Origin of the sequence: Kribbella yunnanensis, from assembly GCF_039529655.1 — a bacterium.
Taxonomy (GTDB): Bacteria; Actinomycetota; Actinomycetes; order Propionibacteriales; family Kribbellaceae; genus Kribbella; species Kribbella yunnanensis.
This window is the reverse complement of sequence record NZ_BAAANF010000016.1, coordinates 336,237-357,944: the sequence shown is the minus strand read 5'-3', so window position 1 is coordinate 357,944 and position 21,708 is coordinate 336,237. Positions and strand designations below refer to the sequence as shown.

General features: G+C 67.1%; 23 protein-coding genes and 2 tRNA genes. 8 read left to right on the top strand and 17 right to left on the bottom strand.

Translation table 11 applies throughout. The features are described from left to right. Nucleotides 1-13: 13 nt before the first annotated feature. The 3 genes from ABD231_RS22615 to ABD231_RS22605 are packed head-to-tail and all read right to left on the bottom strand — an operon-like array spanning nt 14 to nt 3,059. A complete protein-coding gene (locus ABD231_RS22615; RefSeq protein ID WP_344155304.1) occupies nt 14-1,294 on the bottom strand; it encodes an aminoglycoside phosphotransferase family protein in 1,281 nt (426 codons plus the stop codon). Further along, the gene (locus tag ABD231_RS22610; protein ID WP_344155301.1) at nt 1,291-2,292 is read right to left on the bottom strand and encodes an NAD(P)H-dependent glycerol-3-phosphate dehydrogenase; all 1,002 of its coding nucleotides are present in this window, start codon (nt 2,290-2,292) and stop codon (nt 1,291-1,293) included. Before ABD231_RS22610 ends, ABD231_RS22615 begins: the two co-directional genes overlap by 4 nt. Continuing rightward, on the bottom strand, nt 2,289-3,059 hold the full coding sequence (locus tag ABD231_RS22605) for a lysophospholipid acyltransferase family protein (RefSeq protein ID WP_344155299.1): 771 nt from the start codon (nt 3,057-3,059) through the stop codon (nt 2,289-2,291). The genes ABD231_RS22610 and ABD231_RS22605 overlap by 4 nt, the downstream gene beginning before the upstream one ends. A 16-nt stretch (nt 3,060-3,075) precedes the next feature. Here ABD231_RS22605 and cofC point away from each other — a divergent pair, with 16 nt between their 5' ends. Together cofC and ABD231_RS22595 are read left to right on the top strand one after the other, a co-directional pair. Further along, nucleotides 3,076-3,747, top strand: coding sequence for a 2-phospho-L-lactate guanylyltransferase (gene cofC / locus ABD231_RS22600; RefSeq protein WP_344155296.1), 672 nt, complete (start codon nt 3,076-3,078; stop codon nt 3,745-3,747). Nucleotide 3,748: 1 nt separating this feature from the next. Further along, nucleotides 3,749-3,955: a hypothetical protein gene (locus tag ABD231_RS22595; protein WP_344155293.1), complete on the top strand. Its 207-nt coding sequence runs from the start codon at nt 3,749-3,751 to the stop codon at nt 3,953-3,955. Nucleotides 3,956-4,020: 65 nt separating this feature from the next. Here ABD231_RS22595 and ABD231_RS22590 read toward each other — a convergent pair whose 3' ends face one another. The 4 genes from ABD231_RS22590 to leuC form a co-directional block, all read right to left on the bottom strand. Continuing rightward, nucleotides 4,021-4,623, bottom strand: coding sequence for an HU family DNA-binding protein (locus tag ABD231_RS22590; protein WP_132413273.1), 603 nt, complete (start codon nt 4,621-4,623; stop codon nt 4,021-4,023). Between the two features lie 167 nt (nt 4,624-4,790). Then, nucleotides 4,791-5,951: a magnesium/cobalt transporter CorA gene (corA, locus tag ABD231_RS22585; protein ID WP_344155287.1), complete on the bottom strand. Its 1,161-nt coding sequence runs from the start codon at nt 5,949-5,951 to the stop codon at nt 4,791-4,793. A gap of 245 nt (nt 5,952-6,196) precedes the next feature. Further along, nucleotides 6,197-6,796 carry a 3-isopropylmalate dehydratase small subunit gene (gene leuD / locus ABD231_RS22580; RefSeq protein WP_344155284.1) on the bottom strand — a complete coding sequence of 200 codons (600 nt, stop codon included), beginning with the start codon at nt 6,794-6,796 and terminating at the stop codon, nt 6,197-6,199. A gap of 14 nt (nt 6,797-6,810) precedes the next feature. Further along, the gene (gene leuC, locus ABD231_RS22575; protein WP_344155281.1) at nt 6,811-8,241 is read right to left on the bottom strand and encodes a 3-isopropylmalate dehydratase large subunit; all 1,431 of its coding nucleotides are present in this window, start codon (nt 8,239-8,241) and stop codon (nt 6,811-6,813) included. A 112-nt stretch (nt 8,242-8,353) separates the two neighbouring features. On the opposite strand from leuC, the gene ABD231_RS22570 reads away from it, so the two are divergent. Beyond that, a complete protein-coding gene (locus tag ABD231_RS22570; RefSeq protein WP_012922430.1) occupies nt 8,354-9,073 on the top strand; it encodes an IclR family transcriptional regulator in 720 nt (239 codons plus the stop codon). On the opposite strand, the gene ABD231_RS22565 is transcribed toward ABD231_RS22570, so the two are convergent. The 5 genes from ABD231_RS22565 to ABD231_RS22545 are packed head-to-tail and all read right to left on the bottom strand — an operon-like array spanning nt 9,074 to nt 13,901. After that, a complete protein-coding gene (locus ABD231_RS22565; RefSeq protein ID WP_344155278.1) occupies nt 9,074-10,054 on the bottom strand; it encodes a LacI family DNA-binding transcriptional regulator in 981 nt (326 codons plus the stop codon). Then, on the bottom strand, nt 10,038-10,925 hold the full coding sequence (locus ABD231_RS22560) for a nucleoside hydrolase (protein ID WP_344155275.1): 888 nt from the start codon (nt 10,923-10,925) through the stop codon (nt 10,038-10,040). Before ABD231_RS22560 ends, ABD231_RS22565 begins: the two co-directional genes overlap by 17 nt. An 8-nt stretch (nt 10,926-10,933) precedes the next feature. Then, nucleotides 10,934-11,752, bottom strand: a complete 819-nt coding sequence (locus tag ABD231_RS22555) for a carbohydrate ABC transporter permease (RefSeq protein ID WP_344155272.1) — start codon at nt 11,750-11,752, stop codon at nt 10,934-10,936. Further along, nucleotides 11,749-12,615 carry a carbohydrate ABC transporter permease gene (locus tag ABD231_RS22550; protein ID WP_344155269.1) on the bottom strand — a complete coding sequence of 289 codons (867 nt, stop codon included), beginning with the start codon at nt 12,613-12,615 and terminating at the stop codon, nt 11,749-11,751. The genes ABD231_RS22555 and ABD231_RS22550 overlap by 4 nt, the downstream gene beginning before the upstream one ends. Next, nucleotides 12,612-13,901, bottom strand: coding sequence for an ABC transporter substrate-binding protein (locus ABD231_RS22545; RefSeq protein ID WP_344155266.1), 1,290 nt, complete (start codon nt 13,899-13,901; stop codon nt 12,612-12,614). The genes ABD231_RS22550 and ABD231_RS22545 overlap by 4 nt, the downstream gene beginning before the upstream one ends. Nucleotides 13,902-14,036: 135 nt before the next feature. Here ABD231_RS22545 and ABD231_RS22540 point away from each other — a divergent pair, with 135 nt between their 5' ends. After that, nucleotides 14,037-14,576 (top strand): HdeD family acid-resistance protein, encoded by a 540-nt coding sequence (locus ABD231_RS22540; protein WP_344155263.1) that lies wholly within the window; start codon nt 14,037-14,039, stop codon nt 14,574-14,576. Between the two features lie 59 nt (nt 14,577-14,635). Here ABD231_RS22540 and ABD231_RS22535 read toward each other — a convergent pair. The 5 genes from ABD231_RS22535 to ABD231_RS22515 form a co-directional block, all read right to left on the bottom strand. Beyond that, nucleotides 14,636-14,711, bottom strand: a tRNA-Glu gene (locus tag ABD231_RS22535). A gap of 79 nt (nt 14,712-14,790) precedes the next feature. Then, nucleotides 14,791-14,862 (bottom strand) — tRNA-Gln (locus tag ABD231_RS22530). A gap of 117 nt (nt 14,863-14,979) precedes the next feature. Continuing rightward, the gene (locus ABD231_RS22525; RefSeq protein WP_344155260.1) at nt 14,980-15,861 is read right to left on the bottom strand and encodes a CPBP family intramembrane glutamic endopeptidase; all 882 of its coding nucleotides are present in this window, start codon (nt 15,859-15,861) and stop codon (nt 14,980-14,982) included. Further along, nucleotides 15,861-17,393: a glutamate--tRNA ligase gene (gene gltX, locus ABD231_RS22520; RefSeq protein ID WP_344155257.1), complete on the bottom strand. Its 1,533-nt coding sequence runs from the start codon at nt 17,391-17,393 to the stop codon at nt 15,861-15,863. Before gltX ends, ABD231_RS22525 begins: the two co-directional genes overlap by 1 nt. After that, nucleotides 17,386-18,174: a fumarylacetoacetate hydrolase family protein gene (locus ABD231_RS22515; RefSeq protein WP_344155255.1), complete on the bottom strand. Its 789-nt coding sequence runs from the start codon at nt 18,172-18,174 to the stop codon at nt 17,386-17,388. The genes gltX and ABD231_RS22515 overlap by 8 nt, the downstream gene beginning before the upstream one ends. A gap of 41 nt (nt 18,175-18,215) precedes the next feature. Between ABD231_RS22515 and ABD231_RS22510 the strand changes: the two genes are divergently transcribed. From ABD231_RS22510 to ABD231_RS22495, 4 genes are read left to right on the top strand one after another with little or no spacing between them, the layout of a single operon-like run. Further along, the gene (locus ABD231_RS22510) at nt 18,216-18,698 is read left to right on the top strand and encodes a GNAT family N-acetyltransferase (RefSeq protein ID WP_344155252.1); all 483 of its coding nucleotides are present in this window, start codon (nt 18,216-18,218) and stop codon (nt 18,696-18,698) included. Then, nucleotides 18,695-19,543: a 3-methyladenine DNA glycosylase gene (locus ABD231_RS22505; protein WP_344155249.1), complete on the top strand. Its 849-nt coding sequence runs from the start codon at nt 18,695-18,697 to the stop codon at nt 19,541-19,543. Before ABD231_RS22510 ends, ABD231_RS22505 begins: the two co-directional genes overlap by 4 nt. Nucleotides 19,544-19,553: 10 nt before the next feature. Continuing rightward, entirely contained in the window at nt 19,554-19,748 is a 195-nt protein-coding gene (locus ABD231_RS22500; protein ID WP_344155247.1) for a hypothetical protein, read from the top strand. Between the two features lie 48 nt (nt 19,749-19,796). After that, entirely contained in the window at nt 19,797-21,707 is a 1,911-nt protein-coding gene (locus ABD231_RS22495; protein WP_344155244.1) for a potassium transporter Kup, read from the top strand. The last annotated feature ends 1 nt before the right edge of the window (nt 21,708 follow it).

Below are 21,708 nucleotides of genomic sequence, written 5' to 3'. Positions count from 1 at the left end.
GTAGCGCGTCGGGTCAGGCCCAGTTGATCGCCAGCTCGTCAATCATCTGCACCGCCGGATCACGCGCAATGTCCCCACGCCGGACTGCCCCGACCCCGTACCGCCGCACCCAGTACGCCGTCCGCACGAGCTCGAGCTGAATCCACCGCCGTACCCGCTGGCGGTCGAGTTCCGCGGCTTCGCAATACGCCGCCAGCTCGCGTTCCATCCCTTGCAGCAAATCCCCGTGCATCAGCACCAGCGTCCGAGCCTTCAGGAACGTCACCGCGTCGTACGCCGGATCCCCGATCAACCCCTTCGGATCAACAGCCAGCCACGGTTCTCTGTCGGCGCTCAAGATGTTCCGATGATGCAGATCCCCATGCACCAGTACGTCGGGCTGCTCCCGCACCAACTCGTCAATCACCGCCAAAGCCCGAGCAACCACGATGTCAGGCAGCGCACCCGCAAACTCCACGGCGTCCCGCGCCAGCTCCTCAGCCCACTCGTCAGCACGATCAGACAACCGAGGAAGCTCGCGAGCGTGGTCTCGGAGGGGTGGAGCGCCGGGCGCCTCCAGCACGGGAGTTGCGTTGTGGATCTGGTCCGGGACGGGAGTCGCATCGGGGGCCTGGTCCCGGAGGGGAGACGCGTTGTGGGGCTGGTCCCGGATGGGAGTCGCGTCGGGGGCCCGGTCCGGGACGGGAGTCGCGTCGGGGGCCTGGTCCCGGAGGGGAGACGCGTTGTGGGGCTGGTCCCGGATGGGAGTCGCGTCGGGGGCCTGGTCCGGGACGGGAGTCGCATCGGGGGCCTGGTCCCGGAGGGGAGACGCGTTGTGGGGCTGGTCGCGGAGGGGAGGGGTGTTGTGGGCGGCGTGCGTGCTGGCGGGGTGGTGTGGGTGCGGGAGTGCCCTGGGGGCGGGGATCGTGAGCAGGCGGCTCATCTCCCCTCCCACCACCGCTACGTCGGCGCCGGAGTCTCGGAGGGTGGTGGGGTGGGCTCGTTCCAGGAGCATCGCGTAGTCGGCGTCTGCACGTTCGTGGAGGTGGACTGCGCCTCGGCCGTTCCAGGCTGTGTAGGCGTCTGGTTCGTGGACGTTGCCGGGGTGGGGGAACGACACCTTCATCACCAGGGGTTCGCCGGTACGACGGACTGGGACGATGACGCCTACTTCGCCGTGCATCCAGTCGCCGTCCGGAGTGCACGACCAGCGGTCGAGCAGGTCTTGCACGATGGTGGGTAGATCGTCCAGCCAGGCTGCTCCGGTTTCGCCTTCGCGAGCGGTGGTGCCGGCAGCGAAGGCTGCGGGGATCACCAGCGCTCCGCCTTGGCCGAGCGGGACACGAGACTGAACAGCATGTCCTTCGGGGTCATCTCCCCCGCCACCACCTTGGTGACGGCTTCGGCGATTGGCATCTCGACATCGTGGTGATGCGCAAGCTCGGCGATCGACGAGCAGGACTTCACGCCTTCGGCCACCTGCCGCGTCGCACCGGCGATCTCGGCAACCGTCATCCCCTGGCCGAGCTTCTCGCCGAAGGTGCGGTTGCGGGACAGCGGCGACGAACACGTGGCGACCAAGTCACCAAGCCCTGCGAGCCCGGAGAACGTGTGCTCATCCGCACCCAACGCCGCACCCAGCCGAGCCGTCTCAGCGAGACCACGCGTGATCACCGACGCCCGGGCGTTGTCGCCAAAGCCGAACCCAACAGCCATCCCCACGGCCAGCGCGATCACGTTCTTCGTTGCGCCACCGAGCTCACACCCAACGACATCCGTGTTCGTGTACGGACGGAACGTCCCCGAATGACACAGCTTCTGCAGCCGGTTCGCCGTACCTTCATCCGCACACGCAACAACCGCAGCAGCGGGCTGGCCTTCGGCGATCTCGCGCGCGAGATTCGGACCCGACACGACCGCGATCCGCTCCGGACCCGCACCGGTCAGCTCCGCGATCACCTCGGACATCCGCAACGTCGTACCGACCTCGACGCCCTTCATCAAGCTCACCAGCGGTACGGCGTCCGGCAGCACGCCGGCCCAGTCGCGCAGGTTCTCCCGCAGTGACTGCGAAGGCACAGACAGTACGACGGCCTCCGCGCCATCGGCCGCTGCGGCCGGATCGTGAGTCGCAGTGATCGCTTCGGACAACCGGATCCCCGGCAGGTAGTCCGGGTTCTCGTGCTGGGTGTTGATCACGTCGCACACCGACTGCCGCCGGGCCCACAACGAGACCTGGTTCCCCGCCCCCGCCAGCACCGTGGCGAACGCCGTACCCCAGGAGCCGGCACCGAACACCGCGACCTTTGTCATTCCTTCTCCTCACGACGGGATTTACGCAGGTCGAACAACTCTGCAGGCGGAGTCTCACCGCGCAGCTCGCCCAGCGTCTCGGCGAGTGCCCGCATGATCACCTCGGTTGCCTCGTGCAACAGCTGGTTGGTGATCGGCTTGCCCTGGAACGCGCTCAGGTCGACCGGCTTCCCGGCCCGCGCCATCACCGTCTTCCGGGGCAGCAACCGGATCTTCAGCCGCCCGGTGTAGGACTGCAGAATCTCCTGCGCACCCCAGTTCGCGATCGGAATCACCGGAGCACCAGTCATCAACGCGATCCGGGCCGCGCCCGTCTTCCCATTCATCGGCCACAGATCCGGGTCCCGGGTAATAGTGCCTTCGGGATAGACACCGACGCACTCACCGCGTTCGACCGCTGCCACCGCGTCGCGGAACGCATCGGCGGCCTGGGTGGAATCGCGGTGCACGGGAATCTGCCCGGCGCTGGTGATGATCCGGCCGGCGATCGGCAGTTTGAACAACGACGCCTTGCCGAGCAGCCGCGGAATCCGCCGGCATTCCCAGATGAAGAAGCCGAGCACGAACGGGTCGAAATGCGAGATGTGGTTCGGCACGAACACCACGCCACCGGTCCGCGGCATGTTCTCCCGGCCGCTGAACCGGGGCTTGGTGAAGATCAGCATGAAGGGCTTGACGAGCGCGACGATCACGCCGAACCAGAAACCCCGCCGCGGTCTCGGGTCGTCCACTGCTGCCTCCTGGTGCTGGTCACTGCTCTCCGCCATGGGAGAATCCTGCCTGATGGCAGACCTACAGGTCGTTCCCTGGATCCTGGCGATCCCGGTGAAGCGTACGGCGATCGCGAAGAGCCGGCTGGCTGCGGCCTACCCGCAGCACCGGCCGGAGCTCGCGCGCGCCTTCGCTGTCGACACTACTGCGGCCGCGCTGGCTTCGGGCCTGGTGCGCGCCGTTCTGGTGGTCACCGACGACCCGGTGGTGGCCGCAGACGTGACCGCGGTCGGCGCCCACGTCGTACCGGATCTGGCCGCCGACGGGCTGAACGGCGCGCTCCGGCACGGCGCCACGATCGCCGCCGTAGAGTTCCCCGGGCATGGCGTCGCCGCGTTGTCGGCCGACCTCCCGGCACTACGCCCGGCCGAGCTCACCGCCGTACTCGCAGCCTGCACAGCCCCACGCTCGTTCGTGATCGACCAGCCCGGCACCGGTACGACGTTGCTCGCGGCCACGGCCGGTGTCGAGCTCGACCCCCGCTTCGGGATCGGCTCCGCCCTGGCCCACCAGGCGTCCGGGGCAGTCCCCATCGACCTGCCGAACATGGACTCGGTACGGCGCGACGTCGACACTGCCGCGGATCTGGCCCACGCCGTACAGCTCGGTGTCGGCCCGGCGACTGCCGACGTCATGTCGCTCGTCCTAGGTGCTGCCACCGGCACCGAAGGTCTAGCCTGCTGACATGCAAGCCACAGTGAGCCGGTACGACAGTGAGAGTTTCTCCGGAGCAGTGCTCACCGACACCGGGATCGAGCTTCCCTTTACCGTGCACGCGATCGCGGAGACTCCGGTTCGCCTGCTGCGGGTGGGACAACGCGTTCGTATCCAGACCACAGGCTCCGGTGCGACTCTTGCGATCACCAAGGTCGACTTCGCAACCGTGCTCTAGAACAAAAGCGAAGGCCGGTCGCTCCTGGGGGGAGTGACCGGCCTTCTGCCGTCGTACTAGTTACTTCAGCGGGCTGCGCGCTTGGCCGGAGCCTTCTTCGCGGCAACCTTCTTGGCGGGGGCCTTCTTGGCCGGCGCCTTCTTCGCCACTGCCTTGACCGGAGCGGCCTTCTTGGCCGGCGCCTTCTTGGCGGCGGCCTTGACCGGAGCGGCCTTCTTCGCTGCGGCCTTGACCGGAGCAGCCTTCTTGGCCGGCGCCTTCTTGGCGGCGGCCTTGACCGGAGCGGCCTTCTTCGCCGCGGCCTTGACCGGAGCAGCCTTCTTGGCCGGGGCGGCCGCCTTGGTGGCGGTCGCGGTGGCCTTCGGGGCTACCAGCTTCGGCAGCTTCTTCGCACCGGAGACAACGGCCTTCAGCTCCGCACCCGCGCGGAACTTCGGCACCACGGTCTTCTTGGCCTTCAGAACCTCGTTCGTACGCGGGTTCCGGACCAGGCGCGCCGGACGGTCGATGGCCTCGAAGGCACCGAAACCGGTGATGGCGACCTTGCCACCCTTCTTGGTCAGCTCGCGCTGGATGGTGTCGATGATCGACTCCAGAGCGTGCTGAGCCTGGCGGCGGTTTCCGTCGAAGTGCACTGCGAGCGCTTCGACCAACTGGCTCTTGTTCACTGTCTTCCCTCCGTGAACTGGGTGTCGAGCACAGCGCTCGATCTCACAGGAACGTTATGGACAGATGAGGCCGTTGCCAAACACCCACGCGGCATTTCGGCTTGTTTTTAGGCGATTCTTGCCACAAATCGCCCGGATCGGGTGCTCCTGCGGGGTTTTGGCCTGTTTCAGAGCCATCCGCGACGCTTGAAGACCTGATGCAGACCGACGCACACCAACGCCATCAGACCGATCGCGAACGGGTATCCGAACTGCCAATGCAGCTCCGGCATCGCGTCGAAGTTCATCCCGTAGACGGTGCCGATCAACGTCGGCGCGAACAGGATCGCCGCCCACGCAGAGATCCGCTTCACCTCTTCGTTCTGCTCGCTGCTCGCGATGGTGAGGCTCTTCATCTCCTCGTTCTGCTGCTGGGCGACCAGGGTCGCGTTCACCGTCAGGATGTCGCGCAGCAGTTCGCGGAATCCGTCGACCTTCTCGACCACCTCGGTGACGTGGTCGGCGACGTCGCGCAGATAACGCTGCAGTTCCTCGTCGACGCCGTACTTGTCGAAGCCACCGCGCAGTCCCTGCAGCATGCCGACGAGCGGCCGGGTCGCGCGCTGGAACTCGATCACCTCACGGGACAACTCGTAGATGCGCCGCGACACCTTCGGGTCGCCGCGGAACACCTCGGTCTCGATCTCGTCGATGTCGTTCTCGAGACCGGCGACCACTGGTGCGTAGCCGTCGACGACCTTGTCCAGGATCGCGTAGAGAACAGCCTCGGTGCCGAGGTTGAGCAACTCCGGGTCGTGTTCGACCCGACGCCGTACGGCGGCCAGGTTGGGCGCTTCGGCATGCCGGACCGTCACCACGAAGTCCGGGCCGACGAACACGTGCACCTCGCCGAACTCGACCTCCTCGGTCGCGTCCCGGTACCGCGCGGCTTTCAGGACGACGAACAACGTGTCGCCGTACCGCTCGAGCTTCGGCCGCTGATGGGCCTGGATGGCGTCCTCGACGGCCAGCTCGTGCAGGCCGAACTCCTGGGCCAGCGAGTTGAGTTCGCGCTGGTCCGGGCGATACAGGCCGATCCAGGCCAGGCCCTGCGGCGCCTTGTGCAGCACGCGATAGGTCTCGGCCAGCGACTCCGGCGACGCGATCCGGCGGCCGTCGCAGTAGATCGCGCTGTCGACGACGCTGTGACCCTTGGGCTTCTGGGTGTCGCGCTGCTTCTCGATGGCCGGCTCGATCACGGGAACGGGTGCAGCGTGCTTACGCGCGGTGCCACGCAGTGACGGCGTACGGCTGAACGCACGAAAAGTGCGCAGGCGAAGGTCGGACATGAGTCCTCCAGGTGCGGTGGTACGGGTGAGTGAGCGCATGTCGCGTCTGCCCGACCACTACTGCACGGAGGAGAAAAGTCAGCCTCACAAAGGTCGAGCGAGACCCATAGGTCTGGAGGGTTCGCTGTTCATCAGCGCCTCACCTCCTCGGTCTCGCAAGCCTTGATCTGACAACCCAGCAAGGGTAACACCAGAGTTATCGCCCCTGTCCATCAAAGTGTTACAGGGGCGAGAACTCTGCTACATCAAGCCTTTGCAGGCAGAGTGGCCGGCTTGAACGACGGCCGGGTTGCTTCGTACGCGGCGATGTCGGCCTCGTGGGACAAGGTGATGCCGACGTCGTCGAGGCCGTTCAGCAGGCGGTACCGCGTGTAGTCGTCGATCTCGAACGGCGCCGAGAGCTCACCGGCGGAGATCGTCTTGGCCTCGAGATCGACGGTCACCTTGGTGCCCGGGTCCTTCTCGATCGTTGCCCACAGCTGCTCGACGACATCCTGGGTGACCAGGGCCGCGAGCAGTCCGGCCTTGCCGGAGTTGCCGCGGAAGATGTCGCCGAACCGCGAGCAAACGACGACGCGGAAGCCGTAGTCGAGCAGGGCCCAGACCGCGTGCTCACGCGAGGATCCGGTCCCGAAGTCGGGCCCGGCCACCAGGACCGAGACACCGCCGTACTCGGGCTGGTTCAGGACGAACTCGGGATCGTTGCGCCAGGCAGCGAACAGGCCGTCCTCGAATCCGGTCCGGGTGACCCGCTTCAGGTACACGGCCGGGATGATCTGGTCGGTGTCGACGTTGCTGCGGCGCAGCGGGGCCGCCGTACCGATGTGCTGGGTGAAGGCATCCATGATTACTGAGCTCCTCAGACGTTCTCGGGTACGGCGACGTTCAGCGGCTGCAGGTCTGCCGGGGCAGCGAGCGTCCCGGTGACGGCGGTTGCCGCGGCGACGAGCGGTGAGACCAAGTGGGTGCGACCGCCCTTGCCCTGACGGCCTTCGAAGTTGCGGTTCGAGGTGGAGGCGCTGCGCTCACCGGGAGCCAGCGTGTCCGGGTTCATCCCCAGGCACATCGAGCAACCCGCGCCCCGCCATTCGGCGCCGGCGTCCTTGAAGATCTTGTCCAGGCCCTCGGCCTCGGCCTGCAGCCGGACCCGGCCAGAGCCCGGTACGACGAGCATCCGGGTGCCCTCGGCAACCTTCCGCCCGGCCAGGACGCCGGCCGCGGCGCGCAGGTCCTCGATCCGGCCGTTGGTGCAGGAGCCCAGGAAGACGGTGTCCACCTTGACCTCGCGCAGCGGCGTACCGGCGGTCAGGCCCATGTACTCCAGGGCGCGCTCGGCTGCGATCTTGTCGTTCTCGTTGTCGAAGTCATCCGGCGACGGGACGTTGGCCGACAGCGGAACGCCCTGGCCAGGGTTGGTGCCCCAGGTGACGAACGGCGCGATGTCCTCGGCGCGCAGCACGACCTCGCGGTCGAAGGTGGCGTCCTCGTCAGTAGCCAGGCTCTTCCAGTACTCGACCGCGGCTTCCCAGTCGACACCCTGCGGCGCGTGCGGCTTGTCCTGCAGGTAGTTGAAGGTCGTCTCGTCCGGCGCGATCATGCCGGCCTTGGCGCCCCACTCGATCGACATGTTGCAGATCGTCATCCGGGCTTCCATGCTCAGCGAGCGGATCGCCTCACCGCGGTACTCGACGATGTAGCCCTGGCCGCCACCGGTGCCGACCTGCGCGATCAGCGCGAGCACCAGGTCCTTGGCCGAGACACCGTCCGGCAGGACGCCGTCGACAGTGACGGCCATCGTCTTCGGCCGGGCCTGCATCAGCGTCTGGGTCGCCAGCACGTGCTCGACCTCACTGGTACCGATGCCGAAGGCAATCGCACCGAACGCGCCGTGCGTCGAGGTGTGGCTGTCACCACAGACCACGGTCATCCCGGGCTGGGTCAGGCCGAGCTGCGGGCCGATCACATGTACGACGCCCTGGTCCGGATCGCCGAGCGTGTGGATCCGGATGCCGAACTCCTTGGCGTTCTTGCGCAGCGTCTCGACCTGGGTCCGCGACACCGGGTCCGCGATCGGCTTGTCCACGTCGTACGTCGGGACGTTGTGGTCCTCGGTCGCGATCGTCAGGTCAGGACGGCGGACAGGCCGGTTCGCCAGGCGAAGTCCGTCGAAAGCCTGTGGACTGGTGACCTCGTGCACCAGGTGGAGATCGATGTACAGGAGGTCGGGCTCTCCGTCTGCATGGCGCACAACATGCGCATCCCAGACCTTTTCCGACAACGTCCTACCCATCAGACTCTCCTTTGAGGTTTCCTGTGTGGTGAGGGTGCTTTCGCTCACAGTGCTCTCGATCGAGGGCCCGAAGCGACTTGCGTTCCACGATTCGAGACGGCAGTATCGTCTCATGGACAACTCTAGCGGAGTCGGCGTGCTCGACAAAGCAGCTCTCGTTCTGTCCGCCCTCGAGTCCGGGCCGGCAACCCTGGCCGGACTCGTCGCGGCCACGGGGCTGGCGCGGCCGACGGCACATCGGCTGGCCGTGGCTCTCGAGCACCACCGGCTGGTCGGCCGGGACATGCAGGGACGCTTCGTGCTCGGCCCGCGACTCAGCGAGTTGGCCTCCGCTGCCGGTGAGGACCGCCTGCTCGCGACTGCCGGTCCGGTGCTCGCACGACTGCGTGACATCACTGGTGAATCCGCCCAGTTGTTCCGCCGTCAGGGCGAGTACCGCGTCTGTGTCGCGGCCGCCGAGCGCCCGTCTGGTCTGCGCGACACCGTTCCCGTGGGCAGTCAGCTGACCATGGCGGCCGGGTCGGCTGCCCAAATACTGCTTGCCTGGGAGGACCCGGAGCGCATGCACCGCGGCCTTCACAACGCGACCTTCAACGCGGCCGCACTGGCCGGCGTCCGGCGTCGCGGCTGGGCACACTCGGTCGGTGAGCGTGAGCAGGGCGTTGCCTCGGTCTCCGCACCGGTCCGCTCCCCCAGCGGCAAAGTGATTGCCGCGGTCTCCGTATCCGGTCCGATCGAGCGCCTGTCCCGTCAGCCCGGCCGCATGCACGCCCCGGCCGTCATGGCCGCGGCCGAGCGCCTCTCCGAGGCCCTGCGCCGCGCTTCGGAGTAATCAACACCCGCACGACGTCCGCGGTACAAGCTCATAGTCCAAGACCACTCTGGCCGCCTCCCGATCGGGGGCGGCCAGTAGTACGTCTACGGCCCGCCGCGCGATCTCGTCGACCGGCTGACGCACACTGGCCAGCGGCGGGATCGTCACCGCGCACTCATCGGTGCCGTCGACACCCATCACCGCCACATCCTCCGGCACCTTTAGACCGGCCTCCCACGCAGCAAACAGCACACCGAACGCCTGCTCATCCGTGGCGCAGTACACAGCCCGCGGCGGCCGCTTCTGCTGAAACCAAGCCCGTACGGCGTCCCGCGCAGCAAACCGGGATACCGGCCCGGCCTGGTACCGCACTGTCGTCTTCGGATGTGCTTGCAGCGCACGCTCAACCCCAGCCCGGTGTTGCGCCGTACCGGGTGAGTCTTCCGGGCCTGTCAGCACAGCCAACGACTTGTAGCCGTGCGACAACAGGTGATCCACCGCAGCCTCAGCCGCAGCCACGTAGTCAATAGACAGTGTCGAGACCGTCACACCATCCGGTACCGGGTGCAGCGCCACTACCGGCACACCTGCCGAGCTGAATCGCCGGATCGCCGGCTCCGCCAGCAACGACACCAGTACGACGCCGTCCACCTTCCGCTCGATGAACGAGCCGATGTGCGCGGACTCCTGAGCCGGATCACCCGCCGAGTCGCCAATCAGCAGCAGGTGGCCGTGCGCCCGGGCCACGTTCTCCAGGTGCTCGGTCAGCGTGCCGAAGAAGGGATTGCGCACCTGCGGGATCAGCAGCCCTAAAGAGAAGGAGCGTCCTGCACTGAGCGCGCGAGCGACCGCATTTGGCTTGTAGTCCAGCTCAGCGGCCGCCTCCAGCACCCGCTGCCGAGTCGCGGCCGCTACCGGCCGCGGGCCGTTGTTGAAGACATAGCTGACGGTTGCCGTGGACGTACCCGCCCGATCGGCGACGTCACGAGCCGTCGCCATCGGTCTCCCCTGCTGCGGCCACGATCCGCGCGGTGATCTCCTCGGCGACAGCAACGGCATCCAGCTCGCTCACAATCCGCACGGTACCTGCCGGATCGGGAGTGAAGGTACTGAGACCGTCAGTGCCGATCTCGACTCGCCCGGGCTCGGACAGCGTGAACAGATCCGGCCGGGTGAGGGTCAACACCGCTACCGGGTCGTGCGGGACGTTCCACGACTCGTTCCAGTACGCCCACCACTGCTCGATGTCCGCACCGAGCGCCGTACCAAGTGGTCCGGCGGCCCGAATCCGTTGCAGCAGGGTGTTTGTGATGCTGACCTGACGGGTGATCTCGATGGCAGTGATCGTGGTGGGGATCCCTGCGGTGAGCACAGCTCGGGCAGCCACGTCGTCGCTCTTGAAGTTGTGCTCCGGCTCGGCGTCTGCACCGAACCAGCCGCCCATCACCCACAGGTGCCGGATCCACTGGGCGATCCGGGGCTCCAGCTCGAGTGCGGCGGCCAGATTGGTCAGGGGGCCGATCGCAACGACATCCAGTTCCCCCTGGTTGTTCTGCAGCCGGGCGACCAGGTCTTCGGGTGCACTGCCCGGTGCGAACGTCTCCGCGTCCAGATCCTTGTGCAGGGTGCCCTCGTGCCCGGCCCACCACACCTTGCGACCCGACAACGGTTCCGCCGTACCGGCCACGACAGTGAGGTCGCGATCGGCCAGAGCGCCGTACCGGCGGGCCAACTGCGCGCGCAGCCGGGTGTCGCCGTACACGGTGTGGATCGCGACGAGATCGAGGCTGGGGGTGCCGAGGATCAGAGCGAGTGCCATCGCGTCGTCGACGTCCGAACCGATGTCGGTGTCGAGGATCAGTTGGCGCATTGGTCTCCCTACTTGAGTCCGCTGCTGGAAACGGACTGGACGAAGTACCGCTGGAACCCGGCGATGACGGCCAGCGGAATGATGGTGAGCACGACGGCACCGGCGAAGACCAGGCCGTAGTCGGTGAAGTTCTGCCCTTGCAGATTGGCCAGGGCCACCGGGCCGACGATGTGGTCGGCGTCGGTACCTATGAGCAGGGGCCAGACGTACGACTGCCATTGGAACAGGAAGAGCATCAGCCCGGCGCCGATGAGTGCCGGTTTCGAGAGCGGCAGGTAGATCCACCGGAACACGCCGAACCAGCCGAGCCCGTCCAGCCGGCCGGCCTCGACCAGCTCGGCCGGGATGCCGAGGAAGAACTGCCGGAGCAGGAAGATCGCCATCCCGTTGCCGATGCCGGGCAGCACCAAGCCGGTGAAGGTGTTCGTGAGGTTCCAGTCCCGGAACATCGTCGACAGCGGGATCGCGATCGCGTCGAACGGCACCAGGAAACTCAGTACGACGATGCCGAACGCGAGCCCACGACCGCGGTACTGGAAGGCGGCCAGGCCGAACGCGGCCGACGCGCAGACCGCCAGCCCGATGACTACGGTCGCGGCACTGACCAGGATCGAGTTGAGGGTCGCACGACCGATCTCGCCGCCGAAGAGATCGCGGTAGTTGATCAGGGTCGGGTTCAGCTCGAAGAACGACTCCCACGACAGCGGACTGAGATGCGCGAATGTCTCCGAGCCGGGGCGGAACGAGTTCGTGACGACCCACAGCAGCGGGATGAAGAAGAGCAGACCGATCACGGCGCCGAGCACCGACAAGCCGATGCGCTTCACGAGTGGTCACCTCGCAACAGCCGGAACTGCGCGGCCACGATGGCGATCGTCAGGGCGACGAGCAGGACGACCTCGGCCTGCGCGACGTGGATGTCGCCCAATGCGTAGGCGCGGGTGTAGACGTCGTACATCAGGAGGTTGCTGACCCCGTTCGGTCCGCCTTTGGTGAGGATCTGCACGGGCGCGAAGACGAGCAGGTTCGACACGGTGTCGGCGACGAGCACGAACGCGAGCGGCCGCCGTACCAGCGGGAGCGTCACCGAGATCATCCGGCGCCAGGCACCGGCGCCGTCGAGCAGTGCGGCCTCGCGGATCTCGCCGGGGATGTCCTGGATGCCTGCGATCAGGAAGAGCATCCAGTAACCGACGCCGATCCACGACAGCAACACGATCAGTGCCGGGAGCACCTGACTCGACGAGGTGAGGAACGGTTGCTCAGGTAGACCTAGCCGGGCCAGGAAGCTGTTGGCGATGCCGTCCGGCCGGTAGATCACGCTCCAGATCACCGCTGAGACGGCAGGTGGCGTGGCGATCGGGAGGATGACCAGCGTGCGCCACAGGCGAGTGCCGGGTGCGCGCTGGGTGAAGAGCACGGCGAGCAGGAACGACGCGACGACCTGGATCGGATTCACCAGCACGGTGAACAGGAGGGTGACGGCGACGGCCTGCCGGAAGTCCTTGTTCGCCAGCAGATCCGTGTAGTTGCTGAGGCCGGTGAAGACGCGACCGCCGCGGAGCAGGCTCTCGGCGTAGAAGCTCTCGACCAGCGCGTAGATCGCCGGACCGATCCGGAGCACGGCGAGACTGATCAGCGCCGGCGCCAGGAAGGCGAGCGCGATCAGTCCCTGTCGTTCCTTCCTCACTTAATCGACTTCCAGGCGTCGGTCAGCTGACGGGTCGCTTCGGCGAGGCGGGCGTTGGGTTCGCTGCCGTTGCGGATATCCGCGAACGCCTTACCCATCACTTCCTCGAACTGGATGTAGCCGACACTCACCGGCCGCGAGGTCGCCGTACTGGCGGCCTCGTACGCCGTGATGGCCGAAGCGCCGGCGGTGTGCGCACCGGAGTACGCGTCCATCGCGGGCAGGTACTGCTTCTGCGCCTCGAGGTTGGCCGGGATGATCGTGGTCGTCTTCGTGGTGGCCAGGTTGCCGGCCGCATCGAGAGTCGCGAACTCGAGGAACTTCCGCGCCATCCCCTGCTGTTTGGATGCCGGGTTGATCCCCAGCGACCACGAGCCGGTCGGCGTCACCGGCTTGCCGCCGGCGAAGTACGGCAGCGGCGCGACACCCCAGTCGAACTTCGCGCTGCCGAAGATCTTCAGGTCCCACGGACCACCGACGAAGAACGCCGCGTTGCCGGTGCTGAACACCGGTCCGGTCTGGAAGCCGCCGATCCCGCGCGGCGACAGTCCGCTCGCGTAGGTGGCGCCGTACCACTGCATGGCCTTCTTCCAGCCGTCGGTCTCGACCGCCGGTGTGAGCGCGTCGTCACCGGTGATGCCGGAGCCACCGCCGAGCGACTCGGCCAACGGCTGCAACTGGTAGTAGGCCTCGGGCTGTTCCATGAACAGCCCGTACTTGGTCCCCGCCTGCTGCGCCTTCCGGCCCGCCGCCTCGACCTGCTCCCAGGTCCAGCGCTTCGCCGGATCCGCGGTCGGCGGCGCGACCTGCGCTTTGGCCAGTGCGGCCTTGTTGTAGAAGAGGAACTGCGTCGAGTTCCACATCGGCAACGACCACAGCTTGTCCCGGAAGTGATTCACCGCGTACGCCGTCGCCCCGAACGAACTCTTCGCCCGCGAATCCAGCTCGCCGAGGTCAACCAGGAACCCCTTGGCCGCCAACTGCGACACCCGCGGCTCGTCGACCGTGTAGACGTCGATCCCGGCATCCTTCGCACTCAGCCGCTGCTGCATCGTCGCGTTGAACTGATCGAACGGGATCTGCGTGTAGGTGACCTTGATCCCCGGATTCTTCGCCTCGAACGCAGCGATCACCGGCGCGTACGTCGCCGCATTGTCCGTCCCGGTGAACGTGATCGTCCCGGTCTCCGGACCGGCGTTCCCGGCAGCCGGCTGATCACCCGACCCACCACACCCCGCCACCAGCGTCGCGACCACCAGGGCCGCCAGCACCACATTCCGCCTCATGAGCACCTCTCAAGACCTGTCCCGAGAATCTAAGCGGTTAGACTAAGCGCTTAGATAACGCCTGTCCAGGAGTTCCCGGCACCATCATGAGATCGGGTACCGGCACATGGGGTGCCGGACCTCTCGGGAGGATCCATGGAGCGGGACTGGCTCACAGCCGGCTGGAAGATGCTGCTGGTACGCGGCGTCATCGGCATCGTGTTCGGAATCCTGGCCATCGCGTGGCCGGTGTCCACCGCGATCACGCTCGCACTGCTGTGGGGTTTCTGGGCCCTCACCGACGGCATCGGTGCACTGGTCCAGGCATTCCGGCCGGAGGCGCGCGGAAGTCGCGTCCTGCTGGTCGCACTCGGCGTGATCGCGCTCGTCGCGGCGTTCTTCGCGATCACGAGTCCGGGGATGACGGCAACGACGCTGACCTGGATCCTCGGGATCTGGCTGATCGTGCGCGGTGTCTTCGAGCTGGCCGGCGCCTTCAGCAGCAACCACGTGATGCCGCGCTGGCTGCTGGTGCTGAGTGCGGCGCTGTCGATCCTGCTCGGCATCCTGTTCGCCGCGAACCCCGGCGCCGGTGCGGTCGGCATCGCCGTGGTCCTCGGTGTCACTGCGTTGATCTGGGGTGCGGCCTTCATCACGGCCGGCCTGGCCGTCCGCCGCGCGGTGCAGCAGGCCTGAGAACCAGAAAGCCGAGAACCAGAAAGCGCCTCCCATCGGTGATGGGAGGCGCTTCGCTCTGGTAGCCCCGACGGGATTCGAACCCGCGCTACCGCCTTGAGAGGGCGGCGTGCTAGGCCGCTACACAACGGGGCCAGAGGTTGTGCCGACCGGCTCTTGCGAGCCGGGCAACGAGGTTGAACTTTACCGATTTTCGCCGGTGCGGTCCAATCCGCTGGGGTACTAGGACTCGAACCTAGACTAACTGAACCAGAATCAGACGGGCTGCCAATTACCCCATACCCCAAAGGCATTCGCCGGCTCGGAGAGTTTGTTTCCGCCCTCACCATCCCGGCTCGGAGAGCTTACCCGAGCCAGGTCCCGGACACCAAAACGAGGTCCCGGCGGCGGGTTGTCACTCCTGTCACACGAGTCTCGGGAGCTGTGCCAGTGGTAGCTCGCAGGTTGTCTCGACCTTGGTTCGGCGGGCGATCCAGAGCGCGGCCGCGCCGAACAGCGCGAACTTCGCGATGTCCACGAGGACCAGTGACCACGGGGCTTCCTTCACTCCGAGACTGGCGCCGACGCTGTCGGTCAGAGCGGCGTACACGAAGGTGACGACGTTGTTCGCGGCGTGGGCTGCGATGCCTGCCTCGAGGCCGCCGGTGCGGATCGCGAGGATGCCGGCGACCAGGCCGAAGGCGAAGCGGTCGAGGAACAGGGCCGGGCTCTGCCAGGGCAGCACACCGTGCGCGAAGGTGAAGAGCAGGGTCGTGACGAGGACTGCCACCACTGGGTTGCGCAGCAGCGCACCACAGGCCTGTAGGAGGTAGCCGCGGTAGTAGTACTCCTCCCCTGCCGACTGAAGAGTCGAGGTGAGCAGGACCACGACGATGACCGCGGCTGCGTCCGGCGCGGGTCCGTCGCCGCGGCCGACCAACTCGATGCCGAGGAGGTGGATCGCACCCAGCGACAGCAGCTCGACCACGACAGCGGCCGCCGCGAACCAGGCCAGCGGGACCCAGCGGATCCGCCCGAGCACCGAGGACAACAGGCCCGGCGCCTGCCGGTTCAGCAGGCGCGCGACGACGATGCTCAGCGGGATGAACATCGCCAGCGACAAGTTGGTGGCCAGCAGGGTGATCCACGAGATCGTGCCGGCGGGATCCTGCCGGATCGACTTGGCGCTGCTGATGAACAGGATCGACGCGATCGCCCAGCCGACCCAGATCGTGAGTGCGCCGAGGACGACGTACCCGGGTGGGGCCTGGTCGTTCTTCATCAGCCGTTGGTACGTCGGGCCCATCAGTGCTCCACCTTCACCAGCGCCTGCTCGATCCGCCGGAGTGAGGTCTCCCGGCCGAGCAGCTCCATCGATTCGAACAGCGGCGGCGAGACCCGGCGGCCGGAGACCGCGACCCGGACCGGGCCGAACGCCTTCTTCGGTTTCAGACCGAGACCGTCGACCAGCGACGCCCGGAGTGCGGCCTCGATCGCCGCGGTGGTCCACTCGACACCTTCAAGCGCCTTGGCCGACGCCGCCAGCACAGAGCCGGCATCACCGGCCAGCACCTTCGCCGCGGCATCCGGCTCGATCACGAAGTCTTCGCCCGCGAACAAGAAGCCAAGCAACTCGACCGACTCCCCGAACGCGTCCATCCGCTCTTGCACCAGCGGTACGGCGGCTCGCAGTACCGCGAGCTGATCGTCGCTCGGCACGGCCGGCAGATACCCGGCCGCGACCAGGAACGGGACCGTCCGGGCGGCGAACTCGTCCTGCGGCAGCATCCGCATGTGGGCGGCATTGATCGCCTCGCACTTCTTCTGATCGAAGCGAGCCGCGTTCGAGTTCACCTTGCGGATGTCGAAGGCATCGATCATCTCCGCCAGCGTGAACACGTCGCGGTCGTCGGCGATCGACCAGCCGAGCAGGGCGAGGTAGTTCAGCAGGCCCTCGGGCAGGAAGCCCTGGGTCCGGTACTCGTCCAGGCCCGCACCGGAGTCGCGCTTGGACAGCTTCTTGTTGCCCTCGGACCCCATCACCATCGGCAGGTGCCCGAACCGCGGGGTCCGGCCGCTGCCGACGCCGATCTCGGCGAGCGCCTCGTAGAGCGCGATCTGCCGGGGCGTCGAGGAGAGCAGGTCCTCACCGCGCAGGACGTGGGTGATGTCCATCAGGGCGTCGTCGACCGGGTTCACCAACGGGTAGAGCGGATAGCCGTTGGCGCGGATCAGGACGTAGTCGCCGAGGTTCTCCGGGAGGAAGGTGATCTCGCCGCGGACCAGGTCGTCGAACACGATCGGCCGGTCCGGCATCCGCAACCGGACGACCGGCCGGCGGCCCTCGTCGAGGAACGCCTTGGCCTGTACGGCGTTCAGCGCGCGACAGTGGCCGTCGTACCCGCTGGGTTGTCCGGCCGACCGCGCGGTCTCGCGGCGGTCGTCGAGCTCCTCCTGCGAGCAGTAGCAGTGGTACGCCTTGCCGGTGACCATCAGCTTGCCGACGATGTCGGAGTAGATCTGCATCCGCTCGGACTGCAGGTACGGGCCGTGGTCGCCACCGGCCTCGGGGCCCTCGTCCCAGGTCAGGCCCAGCCAGCGCAGCGCGTCGAGGGTGTAGTCGAGCGCCTCGGGCGTGTTCCGGGCCTGGTCGGTGTCCTCGATCCGCAGCACGAGCGTGCCGCCGTAGTGCCGGGCGAAGGCCCAGTTGAACAAGGCACTGCGGATGTTGCCGACGGTGAGCAGGCCGGTCGGGGACGGTGGGAACCGCACCCGGACGTCGGCCGGAGCTAAGCCGCCCAGGACGCCGGAGTCGTCGCGAGCGGGCTGCTCAGTCACGCACGATCACCCTGTTCGTCAGAGTGCCGAGGCCCTCGACGGTGACCGCGACCGAGTCGCCGGGCAGCATCGGGCCGACGCCGGCCGGCGTCCCGGTCAGTACGACGTCGCCGGGCAGCAGCGTGGTGAACGAGGTGATGTAGGCCAGCACGGTCGGGATGTCGAAGATGAACTGCGACGTCCGCCCGTCCTGCTTGGTCTCGCCGTTCAGGGTTGTGGTCACCCGCAGATCCGCCACGTCGAGGTCGGTCTGGATCCACGGGCCGAGCGGGCAGAACGTGTCGTAGCCCTTGGCGCGGGCCCATTGCCCGTCGGACTTCTGCAGGTCGCGCGCGGTCACGTCGTTCGCGATCGTGTAGCCGAAGATCACTTCCTCGGCGCGCTCCTTGGGCAGGTCCCGGCAGATCCGGCCGATCACGATCGCCAGCTCCCCCTCGAACTGGAGGTCGTTGGTCTGCTCGGGGTAGACGATGCCGTCCAGCGGGCCGACCACCGAGGTGTTCGGCTTCAGGAAGATCATCGGCTCCTTCGGCACCTCGTTGCCCAGCTCGGCGGCGTGCGCGGCGTAGTTGCGGCCGACACAGACCACCTTGCTGCGCGGGATCACCGGGGCCAGCAGCCGGACGTCGGCCAGCTGCAGCTTCTCCCCGGTGAACTGGACCGGCCGGTAGAGCGGGTCGGAGTCGAGCACGGCGACAGTGCCGCTGAGGCCTTCGGGGTCGTCGGTCTCGACGACGCCGTACTTCGGTTCGTCGTCGACGGAGAATCTGGCGATACGCACGGGCCGAGCCTACCGTCGCACTGGAATGAGACAGTGGTGCGGTGACTTGGGAGATCCGCCAGGCCCGGCCGGACGAGTACGACGCCGTCGGCGACCTGACCGTGGACGCGTACTCACACGACGGTTTCGTCCGCGGTGAGTACGCGATGACGCTACGTGCTGCCGCCGATCGAGCGGCCAAGGCCGAGGTGTGGGTCGCGGCGGATGCGTCCGGGCTTCTCGGCACCGTCACCTACTGCCCGCCCGGCTCGGTCTACCGCGAGATCGGGCTGGACCACGAGGGCGAGTTCCGCATGCTCGGAGTCGCCGGCCGCGCACGTGGACTGGGGATCGGGACCGCCCTGACCACGCACTGCATCGAGCGCACCCGTGAGCTCGGCCTGTCCCGCATCGTGCTCAGCACTGCCGTCTACATGAAGACAGCCCACCGCCTGTACGAACGCCTCGGCTTCCAGCGCCTCCCCGACCGCGACTGGTCCCCCGTCGCCGGCATCGACCTCTACGCCTACGAACTGAACCTGTGACCACTTTTCTTAGATCTGATTGGGAACCGCTCGAGCGCGCGCACTTCTCCAGGGTCGATGCGCTGCTTGCGGATCACCTCGCCCGGCGGCAACGCCGCGAGCCGCATCCGGTCGAGGACTTCCTCTTCACCTATTACTCTGCCCGACCGAGCCAGTTGCGCGTTTGGCATCCCGGGCCGGGTCTGCGGTTGCTCGACGCCCCCGAGTACGCCGAACGCCGTGGCTACGTGGTGATCGATGGCGCTGCGCAACTCGATCCGGCCGAGATCGAGCGCCGTACCGACAGCATCAGTTGGATCCGCACGCTGCTCGGCGCCACCCTCGACCGGCAACCGCAGTTCGGGTGTTTCGGGTTGCACGAATGGGCGATGGTGTACCGGACGGACGCCGTACGGCATCAGAAGTGGCCGTTGCGGTTGGGGGCCGAGGGCACCGATCAGGTGGTCGAGTCGCACAAGATCGGGTGTTCGCACTTCGACGCGTTCCGGTTCTTCACCGACGCGGCCCGGCCGCTGAACGTCCTGCAGCCGACCCGCGAGGCCCAGCCCCAGCTCGAGCAGGGCGGCTGTCTGCACGCCAACATGGACCTCTACAAGTGGGCGACCAAGCTCGCGCCGTTCACCCCGAGCGCACTCGTCCTGGACTGTTTCGAGCTTGCCCGCGACATCCGGACGCTCGACATGCGCGCCTCGCCCTATGACCTGGCACCGCTGGGTTATGACCCGGTCAGGATCGAAACAGCCGCCGGCAAGGCCGAGTACGCCGCCGCCCAGCGCACCTTCGCGGAGCGTGCCCGCCCGCTCCGCGAGCAACTCGTCGCCCTGTGCAACGAACTTCTCGACTAACCTCCCGTCCATGGGAAAGATCGTCGCGATTGCCTTCGGTGTGCTGCTGACCGCGCTCGGCGCCGTCTGGGCGTTGCAGGGACTGGGTTATCTCACGGGCAGCTCGATGACCGGGAGTTCGCTGTGGGCCATCGTCGGCCCGATCGTGGCCGCGTTCGGCGTCTCGCTGATCTTCGTGGCGATCCGGGGTCCGCAGAAGCGCTGACCGCACGCCGTCCAGGGGCTGCGCCGGACGCGTGATTCAATGCAAATCGTGACGAGCCAGACCACGGGGGCCCGGACCCCGGCCAAGGCCGCTTTGATGATCGGCGCCCTCGGCGTCGTCTTCGGCGACATCGGGACCAGTCCGATCTACACGATCCAGACGATCTTCAACCCGGGTGATCCGCACCCGGTGGAGACCGCCACCCAGAACGTCTACGGGATCATCTCGCTGATCTTCTGGGCGGTCACGCTGATCGTGACGATCAAGTACGTGCTGCTGGTGCTGCGCGCCGACAACCAGGGCGAGGGCGGCATCCTGGCGATGATCACCCTGATCCAGAACATCCCCCGGACGAGCGGACGCCGTACGACGGTTCTCCTCGCCGGGCTCGGCATCTTCGGCGCGTCACTGTTCTTCGGCGACTCGATGATCACCCCGGCGATCTCGGTACTGTCCGCGGTCGAGGGCGTCAAGGTGATCCAGCCCGGCCTGGACGCCTGGGTGGTGCCGATCACCGCGGTCATCATCATCGGCCTGTTCAGCGTGCAGAAGCACGGCAGCGGCCGGATCGGCCGCTCGTTCGGGCCGATCATGATCGTCTGGTTCGCGGCGATCGCGGTCTGCGGGATCGGCGGCATCCTCGACCACCCGAGCATCCTCAAGGCGCTCTCGCCGACGTACGCGATCGGTTTCCTGACCGGGCATTTCGGGACCGCCTTCTTCGCGCTCGCGGCCGTCGTACTGGCGATCACCGGCGCCGAGGCCCTGTACGCCGACCTCGCGCACTTCGGCCGTCAGCCGATCACGCGGGCCTGGCTGTTCCTCGTCTTCCCGGCCTGCATCCTGAGTTATCTCGGCCAGGGCGCGCTGGTGCTGGAGGACCCGAACGGGTTCACCAGCCCGTTCTTCCTGCTGGTCCCCGAGTGGGGCCGGATCCCGATGGTGATCCTGGCGACGGCCGCGACCGTAATCGCCTCCCAGGCGGTCATCACCGGCGCGTTCTCGGTCGCCCACCAGGCCGTCCAGCTCGGCTACCTGCCGCGGCTGCGGATCCAGTACACCTCGACCGAAACAGCCGGCCAGATCTACGTCCCGTGGGTCAACTGGGCGCTGATGATCGCCGTACTGACGCTGGTCTTCGCCTTCGAGACCTCGGCCGCGCTGGCCTTCGCCTTCGGGATGGCCGTCACCGGCACGATCGTCATCAACTCGCTGCTGTTCTTCTACATCGTCCGGAAGCAGTGGCAGAAGCCGTTGTGGCTGGTCATCCTCGGTGCCGCCATCTTCCTGACCGTCGAGCTGCTCTTCCTGGGCGCGAACCTGACCAAGTTCGTGCACGGCGCCTGGCTGCCGCTGCTGATCGCGGTCAGCGTCTTCCTCGTCCTGACCACTTGGCAGCAAGGCCGCCAACTCGTCACCGCCAAGCGCGAACGCGAAGAGGGCCAACTGCGCGAGTTCATCGACACCCTGCACGAGCGCCCGATCACCCGAGTCGACGGTACGGCGGTCTTCCTGAACCGCGGCAACACCACGGTCCCGCTGGCGATGCGCGCCAACGTCGAACACAACCACGTCCTGCACAAGAACGTGGTCATCCTCTCGATCGAGACCGTCACCGTCCCGCACGTCCCCGAACCCGAGCGCATCCTGGTCGACGACCTTGGCTACACCGACGACGGCATCATCCACGTCACCGCCCGCCTCGGCTACGTCGAGTCCGCCAACGTCCCCGAGATCCTCGAACGAGCCGCCGCCCAGAGCACCGAACTCACCGTCGACCCCGACGACACCTCCTACTTCCTCTCCGCCATCGAGCTCAAACTGGGCGACACCAGCGGCATGCCCCGCTGGCGCAAACGCATCTTCCTCGCCACCACCGCGATCACCGCAGACGCCGCCGAGTACTTCCACCTCCCCCGCGAACAGGTCGTCATCGTGGGCTCGCAAATCACCGTGTAGG

What these genes read in the sequence shown, in the direction of transcription:
- ABD231_RS22540 (WP_344155263.1), top strand. Translation starts at nt 14,037, where the DNA reads ATGGAGCGGGACTGGCTCACAGCCGGCTGGAAGATGCTGCTGGTACGC.
- cofC (WP_344155296.1), top strand. Translation starts at nt 3,076, where the DNA reads ATGGCAGACCTACAGGTCGTTCCCTGGATCCTGGCGATCCCGGTGAAG.
- ABD231_RS22525 (WP_344155260.1), bottom strand. Translation starts at nt 15,861, where the DNA reads ATGGGCCCGACGTACCAACGGCTGATGAAGAACGACCAGGCCCCACCC.
- ABD231_RS22560 (WP_344155275.1), bottom strand. Translation starts at nt 10,925, where the DNA reads ATGCGCCAACTGATCCTCGACACCGACATCGGTTCGGACGTCGACGAC.
- ABD231_RS22610 (WP_344155301.1), bottom strand. Translation starts at nt 2,292, where the DNA reads ATGACAAAGGTCGCGGTGTTCGGTGCCGGCTCCTGGGGTACGGCGTTC.
- ABD231_RS22570 (WP_012922430.1), top strand. Translation starts at nt 8,354, where the DNA reads ATGGACAACTCTAGCGGAGTCGGCGTGCTCGACAAAGCAGCTCTCGTT.
- ABD231_RS22565 (WP_344155278.1), bottom strand. Translation starts at nt 10,054, where the DNA reads ATGGCGACGGCTCGTGACGTCGCCGATCGGGCGGGTACGTCCACGGCA.
- ABD231_RS22605 (WP_344155299.1), bottom strand. Translation starts at nt 3,059, where the DNA reads ATGGCGGAGAGCAGTGACCAGCACCAGGAGGCAGCAGTGGACGACCCG.
- ABD231_RS22595 (WP_344155293.1), top strand. Translation starts at nt 3,749, where the DNA reads ATGCAAGCCACAGTGAGCCGGTACGACAGTGAGAGTTTCTCCGGAGCA.
- corA (WP_344155287.1), bottom strand. Translation starts at nt 5,951, where the DNA reads ATGTCCGACCTTCGCCTGCGCACTTTTCGTGCGTTCAGCCGTACGCCG.
- leuD (WP_344155284.1), bottom strand. Translation starts at nt 6,796, where the DNA reads ATGGATGCCTTCACCCAGCACATCGGTACGGCGGCCCCGCTGCGCCGC.
- leuC (WP_344155281.1), bottom strand. Translation starts at nt 8,241, where the DNA reads ATGGGTAGGACGTTGTCGGAAAAGGTCTGGGATGCGCATGTTGTGCGC.
- ABD231_RS22500 (WP_344155247.1), top strand. Translation starts at nt 19,554, where the DNA reads ATGGGAAAGATCGTCGCGATTGCCTTCGGTGTGCTGCTGACCGCGCTC.
- ABD231_RS22545 (WP_344155266.1), bottom strand. Translation starts at nt 13,901, where the DNA reads ATGAGGCGGAATGTGGTGCTGGCGGCCCTGGTGGTCGCGACGCTGGTG.